The sequence below is a fragment of the Gelidibacter pelagius genome (assembly GCF_017581925.1).
Classification (GTDB): Bacteria; Bacteroidota; Bacteroidia; order Flavobacteriales; family Flavobacteriaceae; genus Gelidibacter; species Gelidibacter pelagius.
On sequence record NZ_JAGEVG010000005.1, the window covers coordinates 43,222 to 65,779 of the forward strand.

Consider the following 22,558-nt stretch of genomic DNA (forward strand, 5'->3'; position numbering starts at 1 on the left):
AAGAAACAAGTTATTTAATCGGTCAAAATTTATTAGGCTGGGCTTTTAATCTTTAGGTTTCAGATCCCGCAGGAATGCGGGATTAGTTCAACCATCAAAATTCAATGCGCTTCGCTTTTAAATTTTGGGTTTGGATCCCGCAGGAATGCGGGATTAGTTCAACCATCAAAATTCAATGCGCTTCGCTTTTAAATTTTGGGTTTCACTAATAAAATGGCGATTTGTAATTCGTAAATCGCAATTGGTTTCACTATTTTTGCGACATGGGAAGAAGAAATAGAAAACAAATCTTTGAGAATGTTGTTGTAGTTGACGCAGGCGCCAAAGGCAAATCAGTAGCAAAATCGCCAGACGGCGCCGTTATTTTTATGCAAAACGTCGTGCCGGGTGATGTTGTGGACGTAGAAACCTTTAAAAAACGTAAATCTTTTTATGAAGGAAATGCTATAAAATTCCACGAGTATTCTGATAAACGCACCGAGCCAAAATGCCAGCATTTTGGTGTTTGTGGTGGATGCAAGTGGCAAGACATGGGCTATGAGCACCAATTGTTTTATAAACAAAAGGAAGTTGAGAACAACCTTAAACGTATAGGTCATTTAGAATTACCTCCTGTCACTCCCATTTTGGGCTCTGCAAAGGAATATTTCTATAGAAATAAGATGGAATTTTCATTCAGTGACAGCCGCTGGTTAACCTTAGACGAAATTCGTTCCAACGAAGATGTCGGCGATAAAAATGCACTTGGTTTTCATATCCCCGGAATGTGGGATAAAATTCTTGACATTGAAAAATGCTGGCTTCAGGCAGATCCGTCCAATGCGATTAGAAATTCGGTCAAGGACTTTGCAGTCAAAAACGGACTTGAGTTTTTTAATACCCGGAATCAAACTGGATTTTTGAGAACATTAATGCTTCGGACATCATCCACTGGCGATATTATGGTGCTTTTTCAGTTTTTCAAGGAAGATAAGGAAAATCGCGAATTGCTATTGAATTATATAGGTGATAAATTCCCAGAAATCACCTCATTACAATACGTTATTAACGGAAAAGCGAATGACACCATATATGATCAGGAAGTGATTTGTTACAAAGGAGAAGATCATATTTTTGAGGAAATGGAAGGCCTGAAATTTAAAATCAATGCCAAATCCTTTTATCAAACCAATTCAGATCAAGCTTATGAGCTGTATAAAATAACACGCGACTTTGCCGATTTAAAAGGTGATGAGCTCGTTTACGATTTATATACAGGAACTGGAACGATTGCTCAATTTGTGGCCAAGAACGCCAAAAAAGTGATTGGAGTAGAATCAGTTCCCGATGCCATAACCGCTGCGAAGCAAAATGCACAATTAAATGGCATCGACAACGTTGAGTTTTATGTAGGCGATATGAAAAATGTGTTCAATGTCGATTTCATCAACCAACATGGACATCCGGATGTGATCATTACCGACCCGCCACGTGACGGAATGCATAAAGATGTGGTACAACAAATCCTTAATATCGCTCCTGAGAAAGTGGTATACGTGAGCTGCAACAGCGCTACGCAAGCCAGAGATTTAGAATTGATGGATGCAATGTATAAAGTCACAAAAGTGCAGCCGGTTGATATGTTTCCACAAACACATCATGTCGAAAATGTTGTACTTTTGGAAAAAAGATAAGACGATTGTTGATTTTCAATACGTCATTTAAACAAGAAACAACAGAAACCTAAAACCTGAAACAAACTGAACTTGAAACTAATAAAAGCCCTTCAAAACAGTAAAACTCTAATTTCTCTTCTCATAATCCTGAGCTTATGGAGTTGTGAACGTGATGATATCTGTGCCGCTACTACAGCTACAACGCCACACTTGATCATTCGTTTTTATAATATCGATGCTATAACAGAGACAAAAACCGTAAGGCGCATGAATGTTACTGCAGAAGGCAATCCAAAGTTTATTGTCAATGATAAAACCACAGATTCCATTATTTTACCTTTAAGAGTAGATGCCTTGGACATTTTAAACACCTCGCGGTTTGTGTTGACAAGAGATCAAGATTATGCCACCGATTCTATTGCAAGTACAGTTTCAAACGCTGATATTATCGAAATAAAATACACTCCCGAACTTATTTATGTATCCCGAGCCTGCGGCTATAAAAGTGTTTTTAATGACATTAGTGCTAGGCGTGAAACAGACTCAACCAACTGGATTATAAACATCGAAGTTATTAAAGACACCATAAACAATGAAAATGCAGCGCATATCAATATCTATCATTAGTCTGATTATCTTGATGGTGTTGCCGATAACATCATTTGCTCAAGAAGTTGAAGAAAAAAGTGTTAATGACACCATTATTGTCAAACAAAAATATGGCTTGCGCTTAGGCGGTGACATTGGAAAATTGACCCGCTCTTTTATAGATGATGATTATACAGGTTTTGAAATTTCAGGTGATTACCGCCTTACCCAAAAATTATATTTGGCGGGAGAATTGGGAACTGAAGAGCATACCATCAAAAATGATTATTTAGATGTCACAGCAAAAGGCAGTTATTTTAAAGCCGGAATAGACTACAACCTCTATAAAAACTGGCTCGATATGGAAAACCTGATTTACACCGGATTGCGCGTTGGCGTCAGCGCATTCAGTCAAAATCTAAACAGCTACACCATTTATACGACAGATCAATATTATGACCCTCCGTTTACTTCAACAGATTTACAAGAATATAAAGGGTTGTCAGCTATTTGGGCAGAATTGGTCATAGGTATCAAAGCCGAAATTGTCACCAATTTGTTCATTGGCATCAATGCTCAGCTAAAAGGTTTGGTGACGGAAGATCAACCTACAAATTTTGAAAATTTATTTATTCCTGGCTTTAATAGAACTTTTGATAGTGGTCGATTTGGCTTCGGATTTGGCTACAATGTATCGTATTTAATTCCTATCTTTAAGAAAAACAAAAAAATAGCCACAGAGGACTAATTCTACACAAATACTTCCACTTTCGCATTCATTCTTTAAAATAATTTACTTAACTTTTGCATACTAATACCAGTGTATGCACAAAGATGAGATTGCCGATTTATTAGAAGAAAAATACCTCACTCTAATTGACTGGCTGCAAATTCAAGATAACGAAAAATGGACACAAGGACCTGAAGGCAAATGGACTACTGGTCAGCAAGCACTACATCTACTCCAAAGCATCAAACCTTTGAATGATATTTTGAGCATGCCCCGGTTTTTTTTCAAATATGCCTTTGGAAAAAACACGCGCGACTTACATGATTATGATACCATTGTTAAGAATTATCAGGAAACTTTAAAAGAAAATAAGGACTACATCTTTAAGGCTTCCAAAAACATGAAGATTCCAAAACTGAAGGATAAAACCTATATTTTGAATCGCCTTCAAGTAGAAAGCAAGAAATTACAATATAAGATCAGAAGAATATCTGACAAAAACTTAGACACCTTGGTACTTCCACACCCTTTAATGGGAAAAATGCAAATTAGGGAAGTTTTAATGTGGACTGCTTATCATGTGGAACATCATACGAAGCAACTTAAAGAAAATTATTGATTTGCTGTTACAAACACGAGCTTTATGCGTCATACTCTAAAACCATAGATCATGAGGCTTCAATTCTTTTTCTTTTCCACGATACTTTTACTTTATGTAAACCCATTGTTTTCCCAACAAATGAAAGGGCAGATTGTGGATTCCAAAACCAATGAACCTATTGCGTTTGCTACCGTTCAATATAACGAAAACAACGGCGTGGTTTCTAATATGGAAGGGTTTTTCAACATTCTTTCTGATGGTTTAAATCCAGAGTCTATCTTATCAGTTTCATTTATGGGTTATGAAACGCAGCGCCTATCCCTTAAAAGCTTAAAAACACAAAATCATCTCATCAAACTCACTGAAGCAGTCAATCAATTAAACACGGTGTACTTAAGCAATAAAGTGATTAGTGCTGATAATATCATGGTAAGAGTCACTAAAAATTTAGATTCAAATTACCGTTTTTCTGACATGCAACACACCCTTTTCACAAGACAAACCACTTATTTTAAAGCAAATAATCTTAAAGTAAATATTGAGAAATCTTCTGGTTTCAGTAAAAAACAATTGGAAGGTTCAAATAAACAATTTGACGAACTTACACAGCGCATAGTAGCCAATCCGCCTACCCAAATATTCACTGATGTACTTTTTGATTTATATCTAAAATCCGATTACAAGGGCAAAATAGAGGTTAAAAAGGCCACAAAATTAGAAGATCTTAAAAATAGTTTGACTCTTGAAACCATTCAATCGAAAGTCAGCGACATCGTGCTGCAGCATTTAGATACTACCAAAACATACAGAGTGAAATCCGGTTGGTTTAAAGTTGAGGATTCATTATCATTCAAAAAAAATAAGGAAGCCGAAAACACCTCAAGCGACAACAGCTTGGAGACCATTAAATCTAACAACATCAATAGTATCAAGGAGCATCTTTATGATAACGAATCACTCTTGGATTTTGTTTTGGATACTAACATTTATGATTATCACTTGACCAACGTCACCACTATGGATGATCAATTGGTTTATATCATCGATTTCAAACCAAGAAAAAACAAAGCGAAATTTCAAGGAACCCTTTTCATTGCTGACGAAGACTATGCCATTTTAAAATTGAATTATAGGTATGCAGAAGGAAAAATTGGTAAAAAATTGAATTTAAAATTGCTATTGGGTGTCAAATATATTGAAAAGGTCAATCAAGGAACCGTCATCTACAAAAAGAACCCTGAGAGCAATAATTATTATCCCTATTACATCAATCACGAATCGGGACAATATGTTTATGCCCACCGACCATTTAAATTTATTGAAAATAGCAGCAGCATCAAAAACAAAGTCGCATTTGATGTTACTATAGAAGGAACGATCGTTGAAAAACAAGAACTCATGAGCCTTAATTATAAACCTTTTGACAACACTTCATTCAATGCGATTACAGAAGCAAAGAAAGTAGAATATGTTGATTTGAAAGAGTACGATCCTTCGCTTTGGAAAGCATACAGCATTATGGAACCTTTGGAGGAATTGAAGAAGTTTAAGGCAAAAAATTAAAATTCCATAACGCTCTATTCCTTTAGATTCCCAATATTTTCAAAGGACTATTAAATGAGTTTAAAATCCTATATAGAAATTAAAGCGTATTGAATCAAACGTGACACATAACACCAAAGACAACTAATCAAGCTTTTAGTTGTTCATGTGTTTCCCTTTTTTACTGCCTTCATAGATTTCATATTTCACCAATCTAGCTTCCAATTTCGCATTGACCAAATGGATTTTTCGAGAAGGTCTTAAGCCCACATGTTTCAATGCCTCCAGATTTGAGGTTATAAACCATGCATCTGTACCAGGATAATTTTGTTTTAGGGTATCCCCAATACTTTTATAAAATGATTCCATTTCTATATCCAAACGTTCACCATACGGCGGATTGAACACCATGTGCAACTTCTCGTCCCCTGCTTTTTGGGTTTTGAAGAAATCTTCATGCCTTACTTCAACAAAATCTTCCAACTGCGCATTCTTGATGTTTTCTTTAGCTTTATCAACCGCACTTGGCGATTTGTCATAACCGATAATCCGATGATGGAAATCCCTGGTTTTACTCAGAAGAGACTCCTCAATTTTTTCAAACAGATCCACATCCCAATCCTGCCAACGCTCAAACGCAAACTCTTTTCGCATTAAATTTGGAGGAATGTTGCAAGCAATCATTGCTGCTTCGGCCAAAATGGTACCACTACCACACATGGGATCCATGAAATTGGTTTGTCCATCCCAACCAGACAACATAATCAGTCCAGCAGCCAATACTTCATTGATAGGCGCAATGTTCGTCGCTGTTTTATACCCTCGTTTATGCAAGGAATCACCCGAAGAATCCAAAGAAATATCACACATATTTCTATCAATATGGACGTTGATTTTTAAATCAGGAAATTTCAAATCTACATTTGGACGTTCTCCAACAGTATCTCTAAACTTATCCACTACGGCATCCTTCGTTTTTTGTGCTATATAAAGAGAATGGGTGAACAAATGCGAATGCACGGTGGCATCAACAGCCATCGTACCTGTTGGTTTGAGATACTGTTCCCAATCCATTTTATAGACTTGATCGTACAAATCCTTTTCATTGTTAACCCTAAAGCTATGGATAGGTTTAAGAATTTTAATCGCAGTCCGCAAGGCCAAGTTCGCTTTGTACAAAAAACCTTTATCTCCAACAAAACTCACATTTCGTACGCCTGTCTTCACATCTTGCGCTCCCAATTGGGTCAACTCCTTGGCAAGTAAGTCTTCAAAACCAAATAAGGTTTTGGCAACCATATTAAAATTATTATCCATTATTCTCATGATATAGATTGCAAAAATAAAGTATTTTTGCAGTCAGACGAATTTATAATGACAAAAGACACAACAGAGTGGTATGCCTCATGGTTTGATACCCCTTATTACCATATTCTTTACGCCGATAGAGATCACGCAGAAGCCCATCAATTTATGGATAACCTGACGCAATATTTAAATTTGCCAGAACAGGGAAAAATACTCGATCTTGCTTGCGGAAAAGGACGTCATTCCATCTATCTCAATTCTTTGGGTTATGATGTTACCGGAGTTGATCTTTCAGAAAATAGCATTGCCTATGCCAAAAGATATGAAAACGAAACCCTCCATTTTGAGGTGCATGATATGTGCGAACCCTATAATGAGAAGTTTGATGCCGTATTTAACCTTTTCACCAGTTTTGGCTATTTCGAAAAATCAGTAGACAACCTGAATACAATAAAAGCCATTAAAGAAGATCTAAATGAATTTGGTTTTGGGGTCATTGACTTTATGAACGCAGATTTTGTGATTGAGAATTTAGTGCCTGAAGACGTCAAAACTATTGCCGGAATTGATTTCCATCAGAAAAGATATGTTGAGGGTGGCCATATTATCAAAGATATCAGTTTCACAGATGAGGGGATAGACTACAACTATCAAGAACGTGTTAAAGCAAAGACATTATCTGATTTTGAGGAGCTTTTTGAACAAGCTGGCGTTTACTTACTCGATGTTTTTGGCGATTATAAATTGCGGAAATTCCATAAAAGCACTTCCGAACGGTTAATTATGATCTTCAAATGAAGCAATATTTTTTACCTTTTTTAGCGGTTATTATTGGTGTTTTATTGGTTTTGATTTTCAAACATAAAAAGTCCAATTACACCAAGTTTCTATTGTCTTTCAGTGGTGCATTTTTATTGGCATTGACGCTTTTTGATTTATTACCTGAGGTTTATCAACATTTAGATGCCAAGCAAACGGGATTGTTCATTATGCTGGGCATTCTGTTGCAAATTCTACTTGAATTCTTCTCTAAAGGCGCAGAGCATGGTCACGTACATGTCCACAAACACGAAACAGGATTCCCTTGGGTGCTCTTCATTAGTTTATGTATCCATAGTTTTCTGGAAGGTTTTCCCATCCATCAACATAATGACATGGTCTACGGCGTGCTCATCCATAAAATCCCTATTGCGGCATTGATCACCACCTATTTGGTAGAGTCGAAATTTACAACCAAACAAATCGTCGGATTTCTTGTCATTTTTGCAATTATGACGCCAATGGGTACTCTTGTTTCCAACACCGTACCATTTGTGGGAGATTATCTCTTTTTCATAAATGCGATTGTTATTGGCATCTTTTTTCATATCTCAACCGTCATCCTATTTGAAAGTAATGAAAACCACAGATTTAATCTTACAAAACTGATACTTATTGCACTGGGGATTTTGGTGGCTTATTTAATTTAAAGAAAAGACTGATGACTGAAGACTGATGACTGAAGACTGATGACTGATGACTGAAGAATATGTTTAGCAAAGAAGAATCAAGAAAATTAAGAGAAGAGTTTTGGATCAGTTTCGGAAAGTCATTCCCTCGAAAATGGATTCTTTATGACACTAAATTGAAAGGATTTGCCTTTAAATTCCATTTTGATACCAAATCGGCATTAGTTGTATTAGATCTTGAAGATGATTTGGAAAACCGGATCAACTTTTGGGAAAAACTACAATCACTGAAAACCATTTTAACGGATGAGTTTCTACCAGAAGCGATTTTTGAAGAAGAATACTACTTGGAAAACGGGAAAGAAATCTCCAGAATCTACGTGAACTTAAATCAAAAAGTATCCATCCACAATAAAAATAGTTGGAGAGATGTTATGGAGTTTTTTGTTGAAAAAATGACCTTGTTTGAAACGTTTTTTGAGGAGTATAGAGATTTTATAGATTCATAATTGGCAGGCATTAATGAGTAATGAAATATAATTTGATAATGTAGAACGATGTATGATCTTGACGGATAACAATGAAAGAGCAAAATCCGACACCAACAAAATGTCTCATAAAAATGCGACTGAATACTGCATACAGACAACAGACATCAGACAACAAACAACTGCGGAATGAACACTAAACTTGCCCACCTCCCATAATTTCTCGATATTGTTAACCATCATTAAAAAACAAAAAAAAAACACTATGATTATAGACGTCCATACCCATATTAATAATTACCATGAAGATCGCGTTGTTTCTTTAGAAGATTGCCTCAATAAGTTGACAGATACCATGGAAGAGAATAAGGTAGATTATTCATTAGTATTGTCGTCTTACAAAGTAAATGAGCACAGGCCAAGCACCAAAAAGGTAGTTGAGGCCATTAGCGACAGGAACAATCTTGGTGTTGTAGCCGGAGTGAGCTATTTGAATTACGACTATAAAGATTTACGCGAACTAAGCGAGTTTCTCGACGCCGGTCTCATTAAAGGCCTGAAGTTCTACCCAGGTTATGAACCGTTTTACCCAAATGATATCAGATTTAAGGTCATGTACGATATGGCCATCGAGTTTGATGTTCCGGTAATGTTCCATTCCGGTGATACTTATGCTCCAAATGGAAAAATAAAATACTCCCACCCTATCCATATTGATGATTTGGCGGTAGATTATCCCGATTTGAAAATTGTGATTTGCCATGTTGGAAGCCCATGGATAAAGGATTGTATGGAGATTGTTTATAAAAACAAAAACGTGCATGCCGATATTTCTGGATTGACTTTAGGCGATTTCTCAGATAAATTCGAGCGCTATATGAAAAAGGAAATCGAAGAAATGATCATCTATGCCGGCGATCCTAAATATTTACTTTATGGCACTGATTGGCCCATTAGCAATATGAAATCCTATCTCCGATTTATGGACCAATTAGAATTGGATGAGGATAAAAAAGAATTGATTATGTGGAAGAATGCAGCAGAATTGTTTAAGATTGATGTGAGCAAATTGGGTTGATATATTCGGAATAATGTGATAGCTTTAAATGAAATTATACTCCACAAAAAATGGCTGATAAATTTCAAAATAAACACCGCATTCCTTCCGCTCGGTTGCAAACCTGGGATTATCGCTGGCAAGGTGCCTATTTTATAACCATCTGCACAAAAAATAGAGCGCATTATTTTGGAGAGGTCCTCAAAAACAAAATGGAATTGACCAATATTGGTGTATTGGCCGATGTCTTTTGGCACGAAATAAAAAACCACTCCAAAAATATCACCTTGGGCGAATTTATCGTGATGCCCAATCATGTTCATGGCATTTTGATTATTAATGCGGGTCCGATAGAAGAGACAAGGCATGCCTTGTCTCTTCGGGATTCCAATGAAAATCGGGATTCGAATGAAATTCCCCACGCAAAAAATATCGGCAATCCAAATCCCGAAAAATCCATCGGCCAAAACCGATTTCGAAATCCTGGAAAAAACTCCATCTCTTCAATCATTGGGGGCTATAAATCTGCCGTGACCAAACATGCTAACCGCCTAAACTTGGAATTTGGATGGCAAACTCGATTCTATGACCACATCATCAGAAATGAACGGGCTTTCAATACCATTTCAAATTATATTAAAAACAATCCAAAAAAATGGGGAGAAGATAAATTTCGCTCCTAAGAACACATTCTCAGAGAATATAAAAGAAAATCATGAAGTAATGGCAAATCGCGCCTCCAAGCACAAATAAATGCCAAATGACATGATTATAAGGGATTTTATGAACGGCATAAAAAATGATTCCTATAGTATACGATGCACCCCCAGCAATAAAGAGAATTAAACCATTGGGACCGAGCAATTCTGAGAGATTAGTAAAATCGAAAACAATCAACCATCCCATCACCAAATACAATAGAGTCGAAAAAATCTCGAATCTTCCCGTGAAAAACAATTTCAGAATCATTCCAAAACCTGCTATCGCCCACACGCTCCAAAATAAAGGCCAACCCAAACTGTTATTAAGCGCAATTAAGGTCACAGGAGTGTAAGTTCCAGCAATTAAAAGATAAATGCTGATATGGTCAATAATCCTAAAATAATGCTTTCGTCTTTCACCAGAAACAGAATGATAAATGGCCGAGGCAGAAAACAAAACAATGATAGAGACGCCATAAATAATCACGCTTACTAAGCTCCAATCTGTTTTGTGCTCTTTGGTACTGATCAACAAGATTAACCCAGCAATACCTAACAGCGCACCAAATCCATGTGTCCAAGCATTAAGTTTCTCCTCAAAATCAGATTGTACACGCATTAGTTTTTAATGGTTTTGGCAACCCATTTGTTTGTAAGCTCAAAATAATCGATGGGAAATGCCGATTTCTGACGTTCTAACTGTCCGTTTTGAAAAGCACGTTCCAAGATGTCTTCTATCAAATAATCCTCACTCACATATAAAGGGTTAAATTCTTCCTTTAATGAAATGTCAAACAATTTTGCGGTATTATTAAACCAAAATGCCCGCCAACCACTTCGCAATTCCTGAATCAATTGAAATGTTGTTTTCCCTGTTTGACGGTGGATCAATTTGACCAAAATCTGACCTTCCTTTCGGGTTAGCTTCTTGAGTTCCGCCGAAAACTCCTCTTCAATATATTTTTGAATGATTTTGGCATACCTACGTTTCTCACTTTTACGCTGTAAAGTTTCCAAACGTTTGTTCAATTCAACCAAACGTTCAGCCGCGAGTTTTGCATAAGGATACACCTTGATGGTTCTTCGCTTTAAAATCAAATAACGAATACGATCTTCTTTATTATCAAATTTCAATTTTCCTAATACCAGTACTGCATCCAAATCGATAATTGACACAGGAATAGAATCGCCATCAATATAATAATATTCCACTGCCGTAGAATCTCTCTCAACAGGATCAACTTGGGCAAATAGCAACAAGGGTAAAAAAACAAAAATGTAGGTCATCAACTTCATTGGTGCAATAGCGCTAAAATCATTCCAAAATTAAGAATTTACACATGCATTAACCTTAAATTCTTATTAATATTACTAATTTTAGACAAAATATTTACCCATGGCAAAAAAGAACATTTTAGACAATAAATCATTGGAGTTTTTAGAAAACTATTTAAATAATGCATCCCCTACAGGTTACGAGTGGACAGGACAAAAATTATGGATGGACTATCTGACGCCATATGTCGACGAATTTATAACGGATACTTACGGAACCGCTGTTGGTGTCATCAATCCGAAAGCAAAATACAAAGTAGTTATTGAAGGCCACGCCGATGAGATTTCGTGGTACGTCAACTATATTACGGATAATGGCCTAATTTACGTCATTAGAAATGGGGGAAGCGACCATCAGATTGCACCGAGTAAGATCGTGAATATCCACACGAAAAATGGTATCGTCAAAGGTGTTTTTGGATGGCCTGCAATCCACACACGAGATAAATCTAAGGAAGAAACCCCAAAACCAGAGAATATCACCATAGATGTTGGTGCAAAAAATAAGGAAGAAGTCGAGAAAATGGGCGTTCACGTAGGATGTGTCATTACTTATCCCGACACCTTTCATATCCTTAACAATGACAAATTTGTCTGTCGAGCTCTCGACAATCGGATTGGAGGCTTTATGATTGCTCAAGTTGCACGCTTATTGCACGAAAACAAAAAGAAACTCCCTTTCGGATTATATATAACAAATTCCGTTCAAGAAGAAATAGGATTACGCGGTGCAGAAATGATTGCCGAACGCATCCAACCAAATGTCGCCATTGTCACTGACGTAACTCACGACACGACCACTCCAATGATCGACAAGAAAAAAGAAGGGCATTTAGAGTTAGGCTTAGGTCCAGTTGTGGCCTATGCTCCTGCTGTTCAGCAAAAGTTAAGAGATCTCATTACGGAAACGGCAGAAGCTAAAAAAATTCCTTTCCAACGTTCAGCGTGCTCCAGAGCAACAGGAACGGATACTGACGCGTTCGCCTATAGCGGTATGGGTGTGGCGAGTGCCTTGATTTCACTTCCACTTCGTTATATGCACACGACAGTCGAGATGGTTCATAGAGACGATGTTGAAAATGTGATCAAATTAATTTACGAATCGCTATTAAACATCAAGGAAAACGACACTTTTAGTTATTTTGATAAGTAATGAATATAGCTGAACAAAAAGATCTGTTTGATATTCCTGAAGATATATGCTATTTAAACACGGCGAGTTTATCGCCGTCGTTTAAAGCTGTGGAGAAAGCCGGTATTGAAGCAGTATTGCAAAAAAGCAGGCCCTATTTAATTCCATCATCTGATTTTTTTGACCCTGTTATTGAGTTAAAGAAGAGATTTGCCCAACTCATTGAAGTTGATAATTATGAGCGTATTGCATCAATACCTTCGGTTTCTTATGGAATTGCTACAGTTGCAAAAAACATCAAATTAAAATCAGGTGATACGGTGGTTTTAATGCAGGAACAATTCCCCAGCAATTATTATTCCTGGAAGAAATTAACCGACAAATATCAAGCTCAACTAAAAATAGTTGAAGCACCAAAAACAAAATCCAATCGTGCCAAACTATGGAATGAGGCAATTTTAGAAGCTATTGACGATTCCACAGCGGTTGTTGCCATGGGACATATTCATTGGTCTAGTGGTGCTTTATTCGATTTAAAGGCAATCAGAGCAAAAACACGAAAACATGATGCTTTAATGATTATTGATGGAAGCCAATCTGTTGGGGCATTGCCGTTTTCGGTGAAAGAATTGCAACCAGATGCTTTGATTTGTGCGGGCTACAAATGGCTTTTCGGACCTTATGGTTGTGGATATGCCTATTATGGACCTTATTTCGATCATGGAGAACCTTTGGAAGAAAATTGGACCAACCGATTGGACAGTCATATACTTCCTGATTTAACACAATACCAGTCACAATACAAGCCTCTTGCCAACAGATATGTCATGGGAGAAAGCGGCAGCTTCATCTATGTAAAAATGCAATTGGAGGCCTTGGAGCAAGTGATTTTATGGACCCCCAAAGCAGTTCAGGAGTATTGCAAGGAAATATCGGCCAAGGCTGTTAATGATTTACGCGATTTGGGATGTGATATTGAAAACGATGATTATAGAAGTCATCACCTTTTCGGACTTAAATTACCGGAAAAAGTAGACATCAAAACCTTTAAGAAAGCATTAAAGAAGCATAATGTATTCACCTCTTTTAGAGGTGATTATATTCGATTATCCTGTCATTTGTTTAATACAGAAAGGGATTTTGAGAAATTTGTAAATTGCTTGAAATCAGTGATGAATTAAGATGATTTCAGAAGAATATATCGACATTTTGAATGCAGATGGTTCACCTACCGGTAAAAGTTGTCTAAAATCAGAAATTCACAGAAAGGGCTATTATCATAATACCGCCCATGTCTGGTTTTATAATGCTGAGGCCGAGATATTATTGGCACGTCGTGCGGCATCTAAAACCATTTGCCCTTTATTATGGGATGTATCTGTTGCTGGACACGTGGATTCTGGCGAAACGATAACGCAGGCTGCCGTAAGGGAAACTTATGAAGAAATCGGTATTGAGGTCACGGAAACGCTATTGGATAAAATAGGGATATATGAGTGTTTTCAAAGCTATCCAAACGGTATAAAGGATAATGAATTCCATCATACCTATATGGCTAAGATTGACAATATGCTGAATGAATTCTCCTTGGACAAAAACGAAGTGGAACAAGTGAAATTTGTAACAATTCCTGAATTCCGTGAGTTATTGAAAAACAGTGATGCTAACGGTCATTTCATATCCAGCAATACACCCTATTATCTTGAAGTTATTGACGCCATCGAACATCGACTATTGTAAGCAAAAGATATGACTTTATTAACTCTCGCCATTGCTCCCGTTTTCATCATCATTTTTTATATTTTCATAAAAGACAAATATGAAAAAGAACCAAAAAGACTTTTGGTTTACAACTTTTTATTGGGCGCTATTGTCAGTATTATCATTACGACGCTGCTCTATATTATCATAGACATCCCACTTCCCTTAAAAAATCACGATAGTGTTTTTGAACAATTTATTAAAGCCTTTTTTGTTGTTGGTCTTTCGGAAGAATTTAGTAAATACATCATTGTTCGGTATTACTCCCAACCACATAAAGAATATAACGAACCTTTTGATGGTATCGTATATGCTGTTATGGTTTCCATGGGCTTTGCGGCCACTGAAAATATCATGTATGTTCTTCAGGGTGGCATGGAAGTGGCTATTATTAGAGCCTTCACAGCAGTTCCAGCGCATGCAACCTTCGCCATACTGATGGGCTATTTTATGGGTAGGGCGAAGTTTTCAAACAATAGAGCAATTTTAAATCTTACTGGACTTTTCCTTGCCGTGTTATTTCATGGGGCTTATGATTTTTTCTTGTTTATTGATTTCATTCCTGGTGTTTGGATTGGTGCCTTTATCTCTCTTTTTATTGGAATTGTCTTAGCTCGCAAAGCTATCAGGAGACATCAATTCAATTCTCATTTCAATATTCATAGAGAACAGTGAAACAAAGAGCTTTGAGAGTCGATTGCCGTTTTATTTGATTAATTTTATCGGAATGAAAAATACCATAGCTGAAAGAATTGCAGATTTTATCAAAAGCTTCCCTCCTTTTGACCAACTTTCAAAAGAGGATTTGTACGCTATTGCAAAGGAAGTCAATATCACCTACCTCGAAAAGGACAAAAATGTCTACACTGAAGGCGAAGCTCCTCACGACAGATTCTACATGATTCACAAAGGCGCTATTGCACTCAAAAAGGAAATCAACGGCAAACTGGAAACGGTCGATCGGTTTGATGAAGGTGATATTTTTGGGCTCCGCCCTCTTTTTGCTAAAGAACATTATGCCATAACTGCACTCACTGAAGAAGAAAGCATCCTGTATGGTGTCCCATTAGCCACTTTTAAGCCACTAATTACCCAAAACAGAGATGTTGTTGACTTCCTCATTGAAAGCTTCGCATCCAATACTGAAAACCCTTTTTCAAAAGAAATGCATGGCTCTTTGTATGACAATCGTTTGGATGTTGTGGCAAATGATAAAGAACTTTTCGAACTGCAGCCTGTTCGCTACACAAAAAAAGTGATTACTGCCAAGGCGGAGACTAAAATCAAACATATTGGACGTCTCATGAAGCAACATCGCATTGGATCCATTGTCATAGAAGACGATAATATTCCAATTGGGATTGTAACGGACGAAGATTTACGCAACAAGGTTGTCACTGGCGAACATAGCATTGAGAATAACGTAAGCCAGATTATGAGCTCGCCGGTTTTATGCTACCCAAAAGGCGTGTCCATAAGTCAAGCGCAACTCACAATGATGAAGCACAATGTCAGTCACTTATGCGTCACTGCAGACGGAACTCCAAACTCAAAAATTATAGGCATCATTTCTCAGCAGGACATCACTGTGATGCGGGGCAGCAATCCGACGGTTTTGATGAAAGCCATCAAACGCTCAAAGTCTACTAAAGAATTGAGGCATATCCGCAAAAAAATCATGGTACTTTTGGATGGTTTTATGGAGCAAAATATTCCATTGACGCAAACAAGCAAAATCATTTTTGAACTAAACGATGCCACCGTTAAGCGCATCATTGAGCGATGTATTTTAAAAATGGAAAAACAACCACCTGTCAGTTTTGCTTGGATGTCCTTTGGCAGTCAAGGTCGTAAGGAGCAATTGCTGCATACTGATCAGGACAATGGGATCGTGTTTGACGGAGTTGAAGAAAATGAACTTGAAACAGTTAGGGATTATTTCCTCCTGCTCGCAAAAAAAGTCAACAAACGATTGAATATCATCGGTTTTGATTTCTGCCCTGCAGACATCATGGCGAAAAACCCAAAATGGTGCTTAAGTTTAGATGAATGGAAAAATCAATTTAATCAATGGACATCGAATACTGGAGACGACGAAATATTACTCTCCTCCATTTTTTTCGACTTTGATATCACCTACGGCGATGCCAGTCTCACAAATCAGCTGTCTGAGCACATCTTCCTAATCACAAAAAACAATCATTTGTTTTTGTCCAAACTTGGAGCTAGCGCCTTAAGAAGCGCCTCTCCCCTTGGCTTTTTTCGGCAGTTTTTGGTAGAACAGGATGGTGAGTACAAAGATTTTTTCGACATTAAAAAACGTGCCATCATGCCGATTGTGGATGCTGGTCGGCTTTTTGCCCTTTCCAATCAAATTAAAAACATCAATAATACAGCAGAAAGGTTTGAGAAAATGGCCGAGTTATTCCCCGAGGACGAAGAATTTTATTTATCCTGTTCCTACACCTCCAAAGCTTTGCTCAAATTCCGCACAAAACATGGATTGCTGCATAACGATGACGGTCGATTTATCGAATTGGCTGCATTGACCAAAGAAGAAAAAATGAAATTGAAACGCTGTTTTAAAACAATAGCAAGAGTTCAGGAATTGATAAAATTGAAGTACAATATAAACAACTTTATGTGATGCTTTGGAACTTCAAAAAGAAAAAACACCCCGAATATTGGGAAACATATCTACATCACTTTGAAAAAAAGGAAAAAACAAATTTAGATGCCTCTCGGTTTGTCGCTCTAGATACTGAAACCACGGGATTTGATTATTATGTTGATCGAATCCTTTCGATTGGTGCTGTATCTATTGTTGGAAATGAGATTACAGTAGCAGATGCCTTCGAAATTTATTTGGAACAGTCACATTTTGATCCTAAATCTGTTCATATCCATGGCATTCTTCAAAATAGTAAAAAACATCAAATTTCAGAGGAAGATGCCATCAAACAGTTTCTGACTTATATAGAAGATTCCATATTGATTGCCCATCATGCATCCTTCGACATTAAAATGATCAATCAGGCGCTGAACAGAATGGGCTTGCCCAATTTAAAAAACAAGGTCATTGACACCATGGACCTTTATGCAAGCACAAGAATTAAATCGAATTTCATTGATAAAAGTGTTCGCTACTCGCTTGATGATATTGCGGAGGCCTATACTATTAATTTGATGGACCGACATACTGCACCTGGTGATGCCTTGATTGCCGCACTCATATTCCTTAAGACAACTACGATCCTCAAAAAATCAAAATCGTTTAAGTTGGAGCGCTATTTTCTTAAATCAAATAGATTTTAATTTGCTTCATTAAATTCGTAACTTTTCAACCAATTATGACATCCTATATGAACAGACAATATCAAGTGAAGGTTAATGGAGAACTGGAACTATCAGTTTCCAATGACGATATAAAATCGTTAGACACTATCAAAACATCGGATTTAAAATACCATTTACTACACGATGGTAAATCATACAGCGCTGAAATCACAGATAACAATTTTAATGAAAAAAAATACAAAGTAAAGATCAACAATAACACCTATAACATCAATATATACAACGACTTAGATCAATTGATAAAAGATTTAGGTTTTGAAATTGGCAACTCTAAAAAAGTAGATAGAATTACAGCACCTATGCCCGGTTTAATCCTTGAAATAAGTGTTGAAATTGGTGATGCGGTTAAAGAAAACGATCCTTTATTAATCCTTGAAGCCATGAAAATGGAGAATGTCATCAGTTCACCGAGAGAAGGTATTATTAAATCCATATCCGTAAAAAAAGGAGATGCTGTTGACAAAAATCAGTTGCTGATTGAGTTTGAGTGATTTATTTTAATGTATTTCGAAATGGACATTTATTAAAATTGATTAAATAAGAACACATGTTGACTACGAAAGAGCTTATCGAAAATTACTCGTGAATTCGTGGCTATAAATACAAACAGAGACACCTGCTTACGCAGACATTAGTTAGATCCCCGTCTTCGCGGGAAAAAAAATAAATTTTTTAATGAAAAAAATACTCATAGCCAACCGAGGAGAAATTGCCATTCGGATTATGAAAACCGCCAAGAAAATGGGCATTCAAACGGTTGCCATCTATTCAACAGCGGATAGAAAATCACCTCACGTAAGATATGCTGATGAAGCTGTGCTCATTGGTGAAGGACCATCCAATCAATCCTACCTTTTAGGTGATAAAATCATACAAATCGCCAAGAAGTTAAATGTAGATGCCATTCATCCAGGATATGGATTCTTGAGTGAAAACGCTGGTTTTGCAGAGGCTTGTGAAGCGAACGATATTATCTTTATCGGCCCAAAATCAAAGGCCATAAAAATAATGGGCAGTAAATTGGCGGCAAAGGAAGCAGTCAAACATTATGATATCCCAATGGTCCCCGGGATTGATGAAGCCATTTCTGACGTCGATAAAGCACATGCGATTGCCAAAGACATCGGTTTTCCAATTTTAATCAAAGCTTCCGCCGGTGGTGGTGGAAAAGGAATGCGCGTGGTAGAAAAAGACTCGGAATTGGAATCGCAAATGAAACGTGCTATCAGCGAGGCCACTTCAGCTTTTGGGGATGGCTCCGTATTTATTGAAAAATATATTAATTCGCCTCGTCATATAGAAATCCAAATCATGGCCGATAGCCATGGCAATACCATTCATCTTTTTGAAAGGGAATGCAGCATTCAGCGCCGCCATCAAAAGGTGGTTGAAGAGGCGCCTTCATCTGTTTTAACTCCAGAATTAAGAAAAAAAATGGGAGAAGCTGCCGTGAAAGTCGCTAAAGCATGTGATTATGTCAACGCTGGAACGGTAGAATTTCTTGTGGATGAGCACCTGAATTTCTATTTTCTGGAAATGAACACACGTTTACAAGTTGAACACCCAGTGACGGAACTTATTACCAATACCGATTTGGTGGAATTACAAATACGAGTGGCTCGTGGCGAAGTGCTCCCAATAAAACAAGAGGATCTGAAAATTAAAGGACACGCTATGGAATTGCGCGTCTATGCCGAAGACCCATTAAATGATTTCCTTCCGAGCGTTGGTCATCTGGAGGTGTATCAATTACCAAAAGGGAAAAATATTCGTGTGGATAATGGTTTTGAAGAAGGCATGGATATTCCAATATATTATGATCCGATGCTTGCCAAGCTGATTACTTACGGGGAAACTAGAGCAGAAGCCATTGAAGAAATGTTAGGTGCCATAAATAACTATCATATTAAGGGTATTGAAAGCACACTTCCTTTCGGGACTTTTGTTTTTGGGCATGAGGCATTTCGATCGGGGAATTTCAATACGCATTTTGTTAAAAAATACTATTCTGCCGAAAAAATAAAGGAACAAAATAAAGAAGAAGCACATTTGGCAGCACTGATTGCGGTCAGACGGTATCTGGAGGATCAGAAGATTTTGAGAGTGCCGGAGGGAGAGTGAAGTTGAAGTTGAAGTTGAAAAAGAAACTATAACACAGGAGTTGCAAAAAGAAGCACGAAGCTCCACAAAGAAATAAGAAGTAAATTGATAAAAAAGCACGGCCTCTGCGGCTCTGCGAGAATAAACAAATATGGAATCCAAAATAAAAGACCTTAACGACAAACTTGCTCTGGCCTATCTTGGTGGCGGACAAGACCGAATTGACAAACAGCACGAAAAAAAGAAACTCACAGCAAGAGAGCGTGTCCTTTACTTACTAGATGATAGTTCCTTTGAAGAAATTGGTGCTTTAGTCACCCATCGCACCAAAGATTTTGGCATGGAAAAGCAACAGTTTTACGGAGATGGTGTCGTCACTGGGTATGGCACGATCCACGGGAAACTTATATATATATTTGCACAGGATTTTACGGTTTTTGGAGGGTCACTTTCAGAAACACATGCAGAGAAAATTTGTAAGGTCATGGATTTAGCTTTAAAAGTCGGTGCTCCCATTATTGGATTAAATGATTCAGGCGGCGCCAGAATCCAAGAAGGCGTGCGCAGTTTAGGAGGTTATGCAGATATTTTTTATCGTAATGTACAGGCTTCAGGAGTGATTCCGCAAATTTCTGCAATTATGGGTCCTTGTGCCGGTGGCGCTGTCTATAGTCCTGCCATGACAGATTTCACGATTATGGTCCAAGATACCAGTTATATGTTTGTTACCGGGCCAAATGTGGTCAAGACAGTGACCAACGAAAATGTAACTTCAGAAGAATTGGGGGGTGCCAGCACGCATTCTACAAAATCTGGTGTTGCCCATATCACGGCAACCAACGATGTGGAATGTCTGGAAGACATAAAAAAACTCATCAGTTATTTACCTCAAAACAACACAGAAACTACGCCTCTACTGCCCTATGATTTAAAAGATGAAATCAGGAATGAACTTTCCGATATTATTCCTGACAACGCCAATAAGCCTTATGATATGCACAGCGTGATCAACGGGATTATTGACACCGATTCGTTTTATGAAATCCACAAAGATTATGCAGAAAACATTATTGTGGGATTTGCCCGATTAGGTGGGAGAAGTATTGGCATCGTTGCCAATCAGCCGATGTATTTGGCAGGTGTTTTGGATGTGGACAGTTCAAAGAAAGCAGCGCGATTTGTGCGTTTTTGTGATTGTTTTAATATTCCACTATTGGTTTTGGAAGATGTTCCAGGTTTTTTACCAGGAACTGATCAAGAATGGCGCGGAATCATTTTACATGGTGCTAAACTACTCTATGCTTTTAGTGAAGCAACAGTACCACGGGTGACGGTTATTACTCGAAAAGCTTATGGTGGCGCTTATGATGTCATGAATTCCAAACATATTGGAGCCGATATGAACTTTGCATGGCCAAGTGCAGAAATTGCAGTGATGGGTGCCAAAGGTGCAGCAGAAATCATCTTTAAAAAAGAAATCAACAAGGCTGAGGACAAAGATGCAAAATGGAAAGAAAAAGAAGCGGAATACGCACAACTTTTTGCAAACCCATATAGCGCGGCTGAACGCGGATTTATTGATGAAGTCATTCTCCCAAAGGATACCCGACGCAAATTGATCAAGGCTTTTGCAATGCTAAAAGACAAAAAAGTGGATGGACCGAAAAGGAAGCACGGCAATATTCCGTTGTGATAATTTGACAAAATAAAACACATTCCCCTATAACACTCAGTTAATAGCCTCATAGATTCGGAGGCTATAAATAAAATAAGCGTTACCTACTTCAACTTTGCAGATAGCGCTTATTTTATTTTTACGGTTATTTTAATGTGAATCAAGTACTTCCAAATAGCAAGAGCTTCTAAAAACCATAACCAGAAAATGGCCTTTAAGAAATTAAAGCTTTGAAATCAACTTCTTTTTTCCATTTGACTTTTTGGACGATTTTGATTTCGGTTTTGGCTGATTGTTTTCTTTAAGCCTAACATAAATGAGTTTGAAATGGCCTTTGGAATCTTCACGTCTATCAATCTCAAATTCGTTTATGGATTTGATCAAAGGCGTCAGTTTTTGAAAACCATAGTTACGCGAGTCAAAGTTTGGTTGTTTCTTTTGTAACAAACTACCGACATCTCCTAAAAATGCCCATCCGTCATCATCGGCAACATCATCAATAGTAGCCGCAATAAACTTAATGTCTTTAGCCGTTATCTTATCGATATCACTCTCAGTCGATTTAGATTTTGCACTTGAAGTATTTGCTTCCTGCTGACCTTGATTTTTAAGAATTTCAATATAAATAAACTTGTCACAGGCCACTATAAATGGATTAGGTGTTTTCTTTTCGCCAATTCCATAGACTTTCATTCCTGCTTCTCGTAAACGCGTTGCCAAACGTGTAAAGTCGCTATCACTTGAGACCAAACAAAAACCATCAACTTTTCCAGAATACAAAATATCCATGGCATCAATAATCATGGCAGAATCCGTAGCGTTTTTACCCACTGTATAGCCATATTGTTGAATTGGCGTAATCGCGTTTTCCAACAATAAATTCTTCCATTTAGAAAGATGGGGCTTTGTCCAATCGCCATAAATTCGTTTTATCGTCGGGTTTCCATATTTGGCAATTTCTTCCATCATCTCCTTTACGTGGGCTGAAGGAATATTATCACCGTCTATTAATACTGCAAGTTTGATATCCATTTAATGGGAATTATTTAAATTTTCTAAAATTTTCAATGCTAAAGATAG

Annotated in this window: 23 protein-coding genes; 19 read left to right on the plus strand and 4 right to left on the minus strand. The window is 37.4% G+C overall.

Annotated elements, in window-relative coordinates; all coding sequences use genetic code 11:
• Positions 1-263: 263 nt before the first annotated feature.
• The 5 genes from rlmD (at position 264) to J4051_RS05585 (ending at position 5,137) form a co-directional block, all read left to right on the plus strand.
• Positions 264-1,673 carry a 23S rRNA (uracil(1939)-C(5))-methyltransferase RlmD gene (gene rlmD, locus J4051_RS05565; protein ID WP_208232871.1) on the plus strand — a complete coding sequence of 470 codons (1,410 nt, stop codon included), beginning with the start codon at positions 264-266 and terminating at the stop codon, positions 1,671-1,673.
• A gap of 72 nt (positions 1,674-1,745) precedes the next feature.
• Positions 1,746-2,282, plus strand: a complete 537-nt coding sequence (locus J4051_RS05570) for a DUF6452 family protein (protein ID WP_208232872.1) — start codon at positions 1,746-1,748, stop codon at positions 2,280-2,282.
• The gene (locus tag J4051_RS05575) at positions 2,254-2,991 is read left to right on the plus strand and encodes a DUF6048 family protein (protein WP_208232873.1); all 738 of its coding nucleotides are present in this window, start codon (positions 2,254-2,256) and stop codon (positions 2,989-2,991) included. The genes J4051_RS05570 and J4051_RS05575 overlap by 29 nt, the downstream gene beginning before the upstream one ends.
• Positions 2,992-3,067: 76 nt before the next feature.
• Positions 3,068-3,592, plus strand: coding sequence for a DinB family protein (locus tag J4051_RS05580; RefSeq protein WP_208232874.1), 525 nt, complete (start codon positions 3,068-3,070; stop codon positions 3,590-3,592).
• Positions 3,593-3,643: 51 nt separating this feature from the next.
• A complete protein-coding gene (locus tag J4051_RS05585) occupies positions 3,644-5,137 on the plus strand; it encodes a carboxypeptidase-like regulatory domain-containing protein (RefSeq protein WP_208232875.1) in 1,494 nt (497 codons plus the stop codon).
• Between the two features lie 135 nt (positions 5,138-5,272).
• On the opposite strand, the gene J4051_RS05590 is transcribed toward J4051_RS05585, so the two are convergent.
• On the minus strand, positions 5,273-6,433 hold the full coding sequence (locus J4051_RS05590) for a THUMP domain-containing class I SAM-dependent RNA methyltransferase (protein WP_208232876.1): 1,161 nt from the start codon (positions 6,431-6,433) through the stop codon (positions 5,273-5,275).
• Positions 6,434-6,490: 57 nt separating this feature from the next.
• Between J4051_RS05590 and J4051_RS05595 the strand changes: the two genes are divergently transcribed.
• The 5 genes from J4051_RS05595 to J4051_RS05615 all read left to right on the plus strand — a co-directional run bounded on the left by J4051_RS05595 (position 6,491) and on the right by J4051_RS05615 (position 10,100).
• Positions 6,491-7,222: a class I SAM-dependent methyltransferase gene (locus J4051_RS05595; protein ID WP_208232877.1), complete on the plus strand. Its 732-nt coding sequence runs from the start codon at positions 6,491-6,493 to the stop codon at positions 7,220-7,222.
• Positions 7,219-7,893 (plus strand): ZIP family metal transporter, encoded by a 675-nt coding sequence (locus J4051_RS05600; RefSeq protein ID WP_208232878.1) that lies wholly within the window; start codon positions 7,219-7,221, stop codon positions 7,891-7,893. The genes J4051_RS05595 and J4051_RS05600 overlap by 4 nt, the downstream gene beginning before the upstream one ends.
• Positions 7,894-7,952: 59 nt before the next feature.
• Complete coding sequence (locus J4051_RS05605; protein ID WP_208232879.1) at positions 7,953-8,381, plus strand: DUF4268 domain-containing protein; 429 nt, start codon at positions 7,953-7,955, stop codon at positions 8,379-8,381.
• 244 nt (positions 8,382-8,625) lie between these two features.
• Entirely contained in the window at positions 8,626-9,438 is an 813-nt protein-coding gene (locus tag J4051_RS05610; protein WP_208232880.1) for an amidohydrolase family protein, read from the plus strand.
• A gap of 50 nt (positions 9,439-9,488) precedes the next feature.
• Complete coding sequence (locus J4051_RS05615) at positions 9,489-10,100, plus strand: transposase (RefSeq protein ID WP_208232881.1); 612 nt, start codon at positions 9,489-9,491, stop codon at positions 10,098-10,100.
• 10 nt (positions 10,101-10,110) lie between these two features.
• Here J4051_RS05615 and trhA read toward each other — a convergent pair whose 3' ends face one another.
• Positions 10,111-10,737: a PAQR family membrane homeostasis protein TrhA gene (gene trhA, locus J4051_RS05620; RefSeq protein WP_208232882.1), complete on the minus strand. Its 627-nt coding sequence runs from the start codon at positions 10,735-10,737 to the stop codon at positions 10,111-10,113.
• On the minus strand, positions 10,737-11,414 hold the full coding sequence (locus J4051_RS05625; RefSeq protein ID WP_208232883.1) for a DUF4294 domain-containing protein: 678 nt from the start codon (positions 11,412-11,414) through the stop codon (positions 10,737-10,739). Before J4051_RS05625 ends, trhA begins: the two co-directional genes overlap by 1 nt.
• A 100-nt stretch (positions 11,415-11,514) precedes the next feature.
• Between J4051_RS05625 and J4051_RS05630 the strand changes: the two genes are divergently transcribed.
• The 9 genes from J4051_RS05630 to J4051_RS05670 all read left to right on the plus strand — a co-directional run bounded on the left by J4051_RS05630 (position 11,515) and on the right by J4051_RS05670 (position 21,496).
• Positions 11,515-12,606, plus strand: coding sequence for a M42 family metallopeptidase (locus tag J4051_RS05630; RefSeq protein WP_208232884.1), 1,092 nt, complete (start codon positions 11,515-11,517; stop codon positions 12,604-12,606).
• On the plus strand, positions 12,606-13,766 hold the full coding sequence (locus J4051_RS05635; protein WP_208232885.1) for an aminotransferase class V-fold PLP-dependent enzyme: 1,161 nt from the start codon (positions 12,606-12,608) through the stop codon (positions 13,764-13,766). The genes J4051_RS05630 and J4051_RS05635 overlap by 1 nt, the downstream gene beginning before the upstream one ends.
• A 1-nt stretch (position 13,767) precedes the next feature.
• Positions 13,768-14,325, plus strand: a complete 558-nt coding sequence (locus J4051_RS05640) for an NUDIX hydrolase (protein WP_236027260.1) — start codon at positions 13,768-13,770, stop codon at positions 14,323-14,325.
• Between the two features lie 9 nt (positions 14,326-14,334).
• Positions 14,335-15,021 carry a PrsW family intramembrane metalloprotease gene (locus tag J4051_RS05645; RefSeq protein WP_208232886.1) on the plus strand — a complete coding sequence of 229 codons (687 nt, stop codon included), beginning with the start codon at positions 14,335-14,337 and terminating at the stop codon, positions 15,019-15,021.
• Between the two features lie 52 nt (positions 15,022-15,073).
• On the plus strand, positions 15,074-16,993 hold the full coding sequence (locus tag J4051_RS05650) for a DUF294 nucleotidyltransferase-like domain-containing protein (RefSeq protein ID WP_208232887.1): 1,920 nt from the start codon (positions 15,074-15,076) through the stop codon (positions 16,991-16,993).
• Entirely contained in the window at positions 16,993-17,661 is a 669-nt protein-coding gene (locus tag J4051_RS05655) for a 3'-5' exonuclease (RefSeq protein WP_208232888.1), read from the plus strand. Before J4051_RS05650 ends, J4051_RS05655 begins: the two co-directional genes overlap by 1 nt.
• Positions 17,662-17,708: 47 nt before the next feature.
• On the plus strand, positions 17,709-18,194 hold the full coding sequence (locus J4051_RS05660) for an acetyl-CoA carboxylase biotin carboxyl carrier protein subunit (RefSeq protein WP_208232998.1): 486 nt from the start codon (positions 17,709-17,711) through the stop codon (positions 18,192-18,194).
• A gap of 184 nt (positions 18,195-18,378) precedes the next feature.
• A complete protein-coding gene (locus J4051_RS05665; protein ID WP_208232889.1) occupies positions 18,379-19,824 on the plus strand; it encodes an acetyl-CoA carboxylase biotin carboxylase subunit in 1,446 nt (481 codons plus the stop codon).
• Between the two features lie 130 nt (positions 19,825-19,954).
• Positions 19,955-21,496: an acyl-CoA carboxylase subunit beta gene (locus tag J4051_RS05670; RefSeq protein ID WP_208232890.1), complete on the plus strand. Its 1,542-nt coding sequence runs from the start codon at positions 19,955-19,957 to the stop codon at positions 21,494-21,496.
• Positions 21,497-21,700: 204 nt separating this feature from the next.
• On the opposite strand, the gene J4051_RS05675 is transcribed toward J4051_RS05670, so the two are convergent.
• The gene (locus J4051_RS05675; RefSeq protein ID WP_208232891.1) at positions 21,701-22,510 is read right to left on the minus strand and encodes an NYN domain-containing protein; all 810 of its coding nucleotides are present in this window, start codon (positions 22,508-22,510) and stop codon (positions 21,701-21,703) included.
• Positions 22,511-22,558: the final 48 nt, after the last annotated feature.

Excerpts from the sequence above, each read along its gene's own strand:
- J4051_RS05670 (WP_208232890.1), top strand. The coding sequence starts at position 19,955 with ATGGAATCCAAAATAAAAGACCTTAACGACAAACTTGCTCTGGCCTAT.
- J4051_RS05675 (WP_208232891.1), bottom strand. The coding sequence starts at position 22,510 with ATGGATATCAAACTTGCAGTATTAATAGACGGTGATAATATTCCTTCA.
- J4051_RS05650 (WP_208232887.1), top strand. The coding sequence starts at position 15,074 with ATGAAAAATACCATAGCTGAAAGAATTGCAGATTTTATCAAAAGCTTC.
- J4051_RS05655 (WP_208232888.1), top strand. The coding sequence starts at position 16,993 with ATGCTTTGGAACTTCAAAAAGAAAAAACACCCCGAATATTGGGAAACA.
- J4051_RS05640 (WP_236027260.1), top strand. The coding sequence starts at position 13,768 with ATGATTTCAGAAGAATATATCGACATTTTGAATGCAGATGGTTCACCT.
- J4051_RS05665 (WP_208232889.1), top strand. The coding sequence starts at position 18,379 with ATGAAAAAAATACTCATAGCCAACCGAGGAGAAATTGCCATTCGGATT.
- trhA (WP_208232882.1), bottom strand. The coding sequence starts at position 10,737 with ATGCGTGTACAATCTGATTTTGAGGAGAAACTTAATGCTTGGACACAT.
- J4051_RS05600 (WP_208232878.1), top strand. The coding sequence starts at position 7,219 with ATGAAGCAATATTTTTTACCTTTTTTAGCGGTTATTATTGGTGTTTTA.
- J4051_RS05580 (WP_208232874.1), top strand. The coding sequence starts at position 3,068 with ATGCACAAAGATGAGATTGCCGATTTATTAGAAGAAAAATACCTCACT.
- rlmD (WP_208232871.1), top strand. The coding sequence starts at position 264 with ATGGGAAGAAGAAATAGAAAACAAATCTTTGAGAATGTTGTTGTAGTT.
- J4051_RS05630 (WP_208232884.1), top strand. The coding sequence starts at position 11,515 with ATGGCAAAAAAGAACATTTTAGACAATAAATCATTGGAGTTTTTAGAA.
- J4051_RS05645 (WP_208232886.1), top strand. The coding sequence starts at position 14,335 with ATGACTTTATTAACTCTCGCCATTGCTCCCGTTTTCATCATCATTTTT.
- J4051_RS05625 (WP_208232883.1), bottom strand. The coding sequence starts at position 11,414 with ATGAAGTTGATGACCTACATTTTTGTTTTTTTACCCTTGTTGCTATTT.
- J4051_RS05615 (WP_208232881.1), top strand. The coding sequence starts at position 9,489 with ATGGCTGATAAATTTCAAAATAAACACCGCATTCCTTCCGCTCGGTTG.
- J4051_RS05585 (WP_208232875.1), top strand. The coding sequence starts at position 3,644 with ATGAGGCTTCAATTCTTTTTCTTTTCCACGATACTTTTACTTTATGTA.
- J4051_RS05610 (WP_208232880.1), top strand. The coding sequence starts at position 8,626 with ATGATTATAGACGTCCATACCCATATTAATAATTACCATGAAGATCGC.
- J4051_RS05635 (WP_208232885.1), top strand. The coding sequence starts at position 12,606 with ATGAATATAGCTGAACAAAAAGATCTGTTTGATATTCCTGAAGATATA.
- J4051_RS05590 (WP_208232876.1), bottom strand. The coding sequence starts at position 6,433 with ATGGATAATAATTTTAATATGGTTGCCAAAACCTTATTTGGTTTTGAA.
- J4051_RS05575 (WP_208232873.1), top strand. The coding sequence starts at position 2,254 with ATGCAGCGCATATCAATATCTATCATTAGTCTGATTATCTTGATGGTG.
- J4051_RS05660 (WP_208232998.1), top strand. The coding sequence starts at position 17,709 with ATGAACAGACAATATCAAGTGAAGGTTAATGGAGAACTGGAACTATCA.
- J4051_RS05605 (WP_208232879.1), top strand. The coding sequence starts at position 7,953 with ATGTTTAGCAAAGAAGAATCAAGAAAATTAAGAGAAGAGTTTTGGATC.
- J4051_RS05595 (WP_208232877.1), top strand. The coding sequence starts at position 6,491 with ATGACAAAAGACACAACAGAGTGGTATGCCTCATGGTTTGATACCCCT.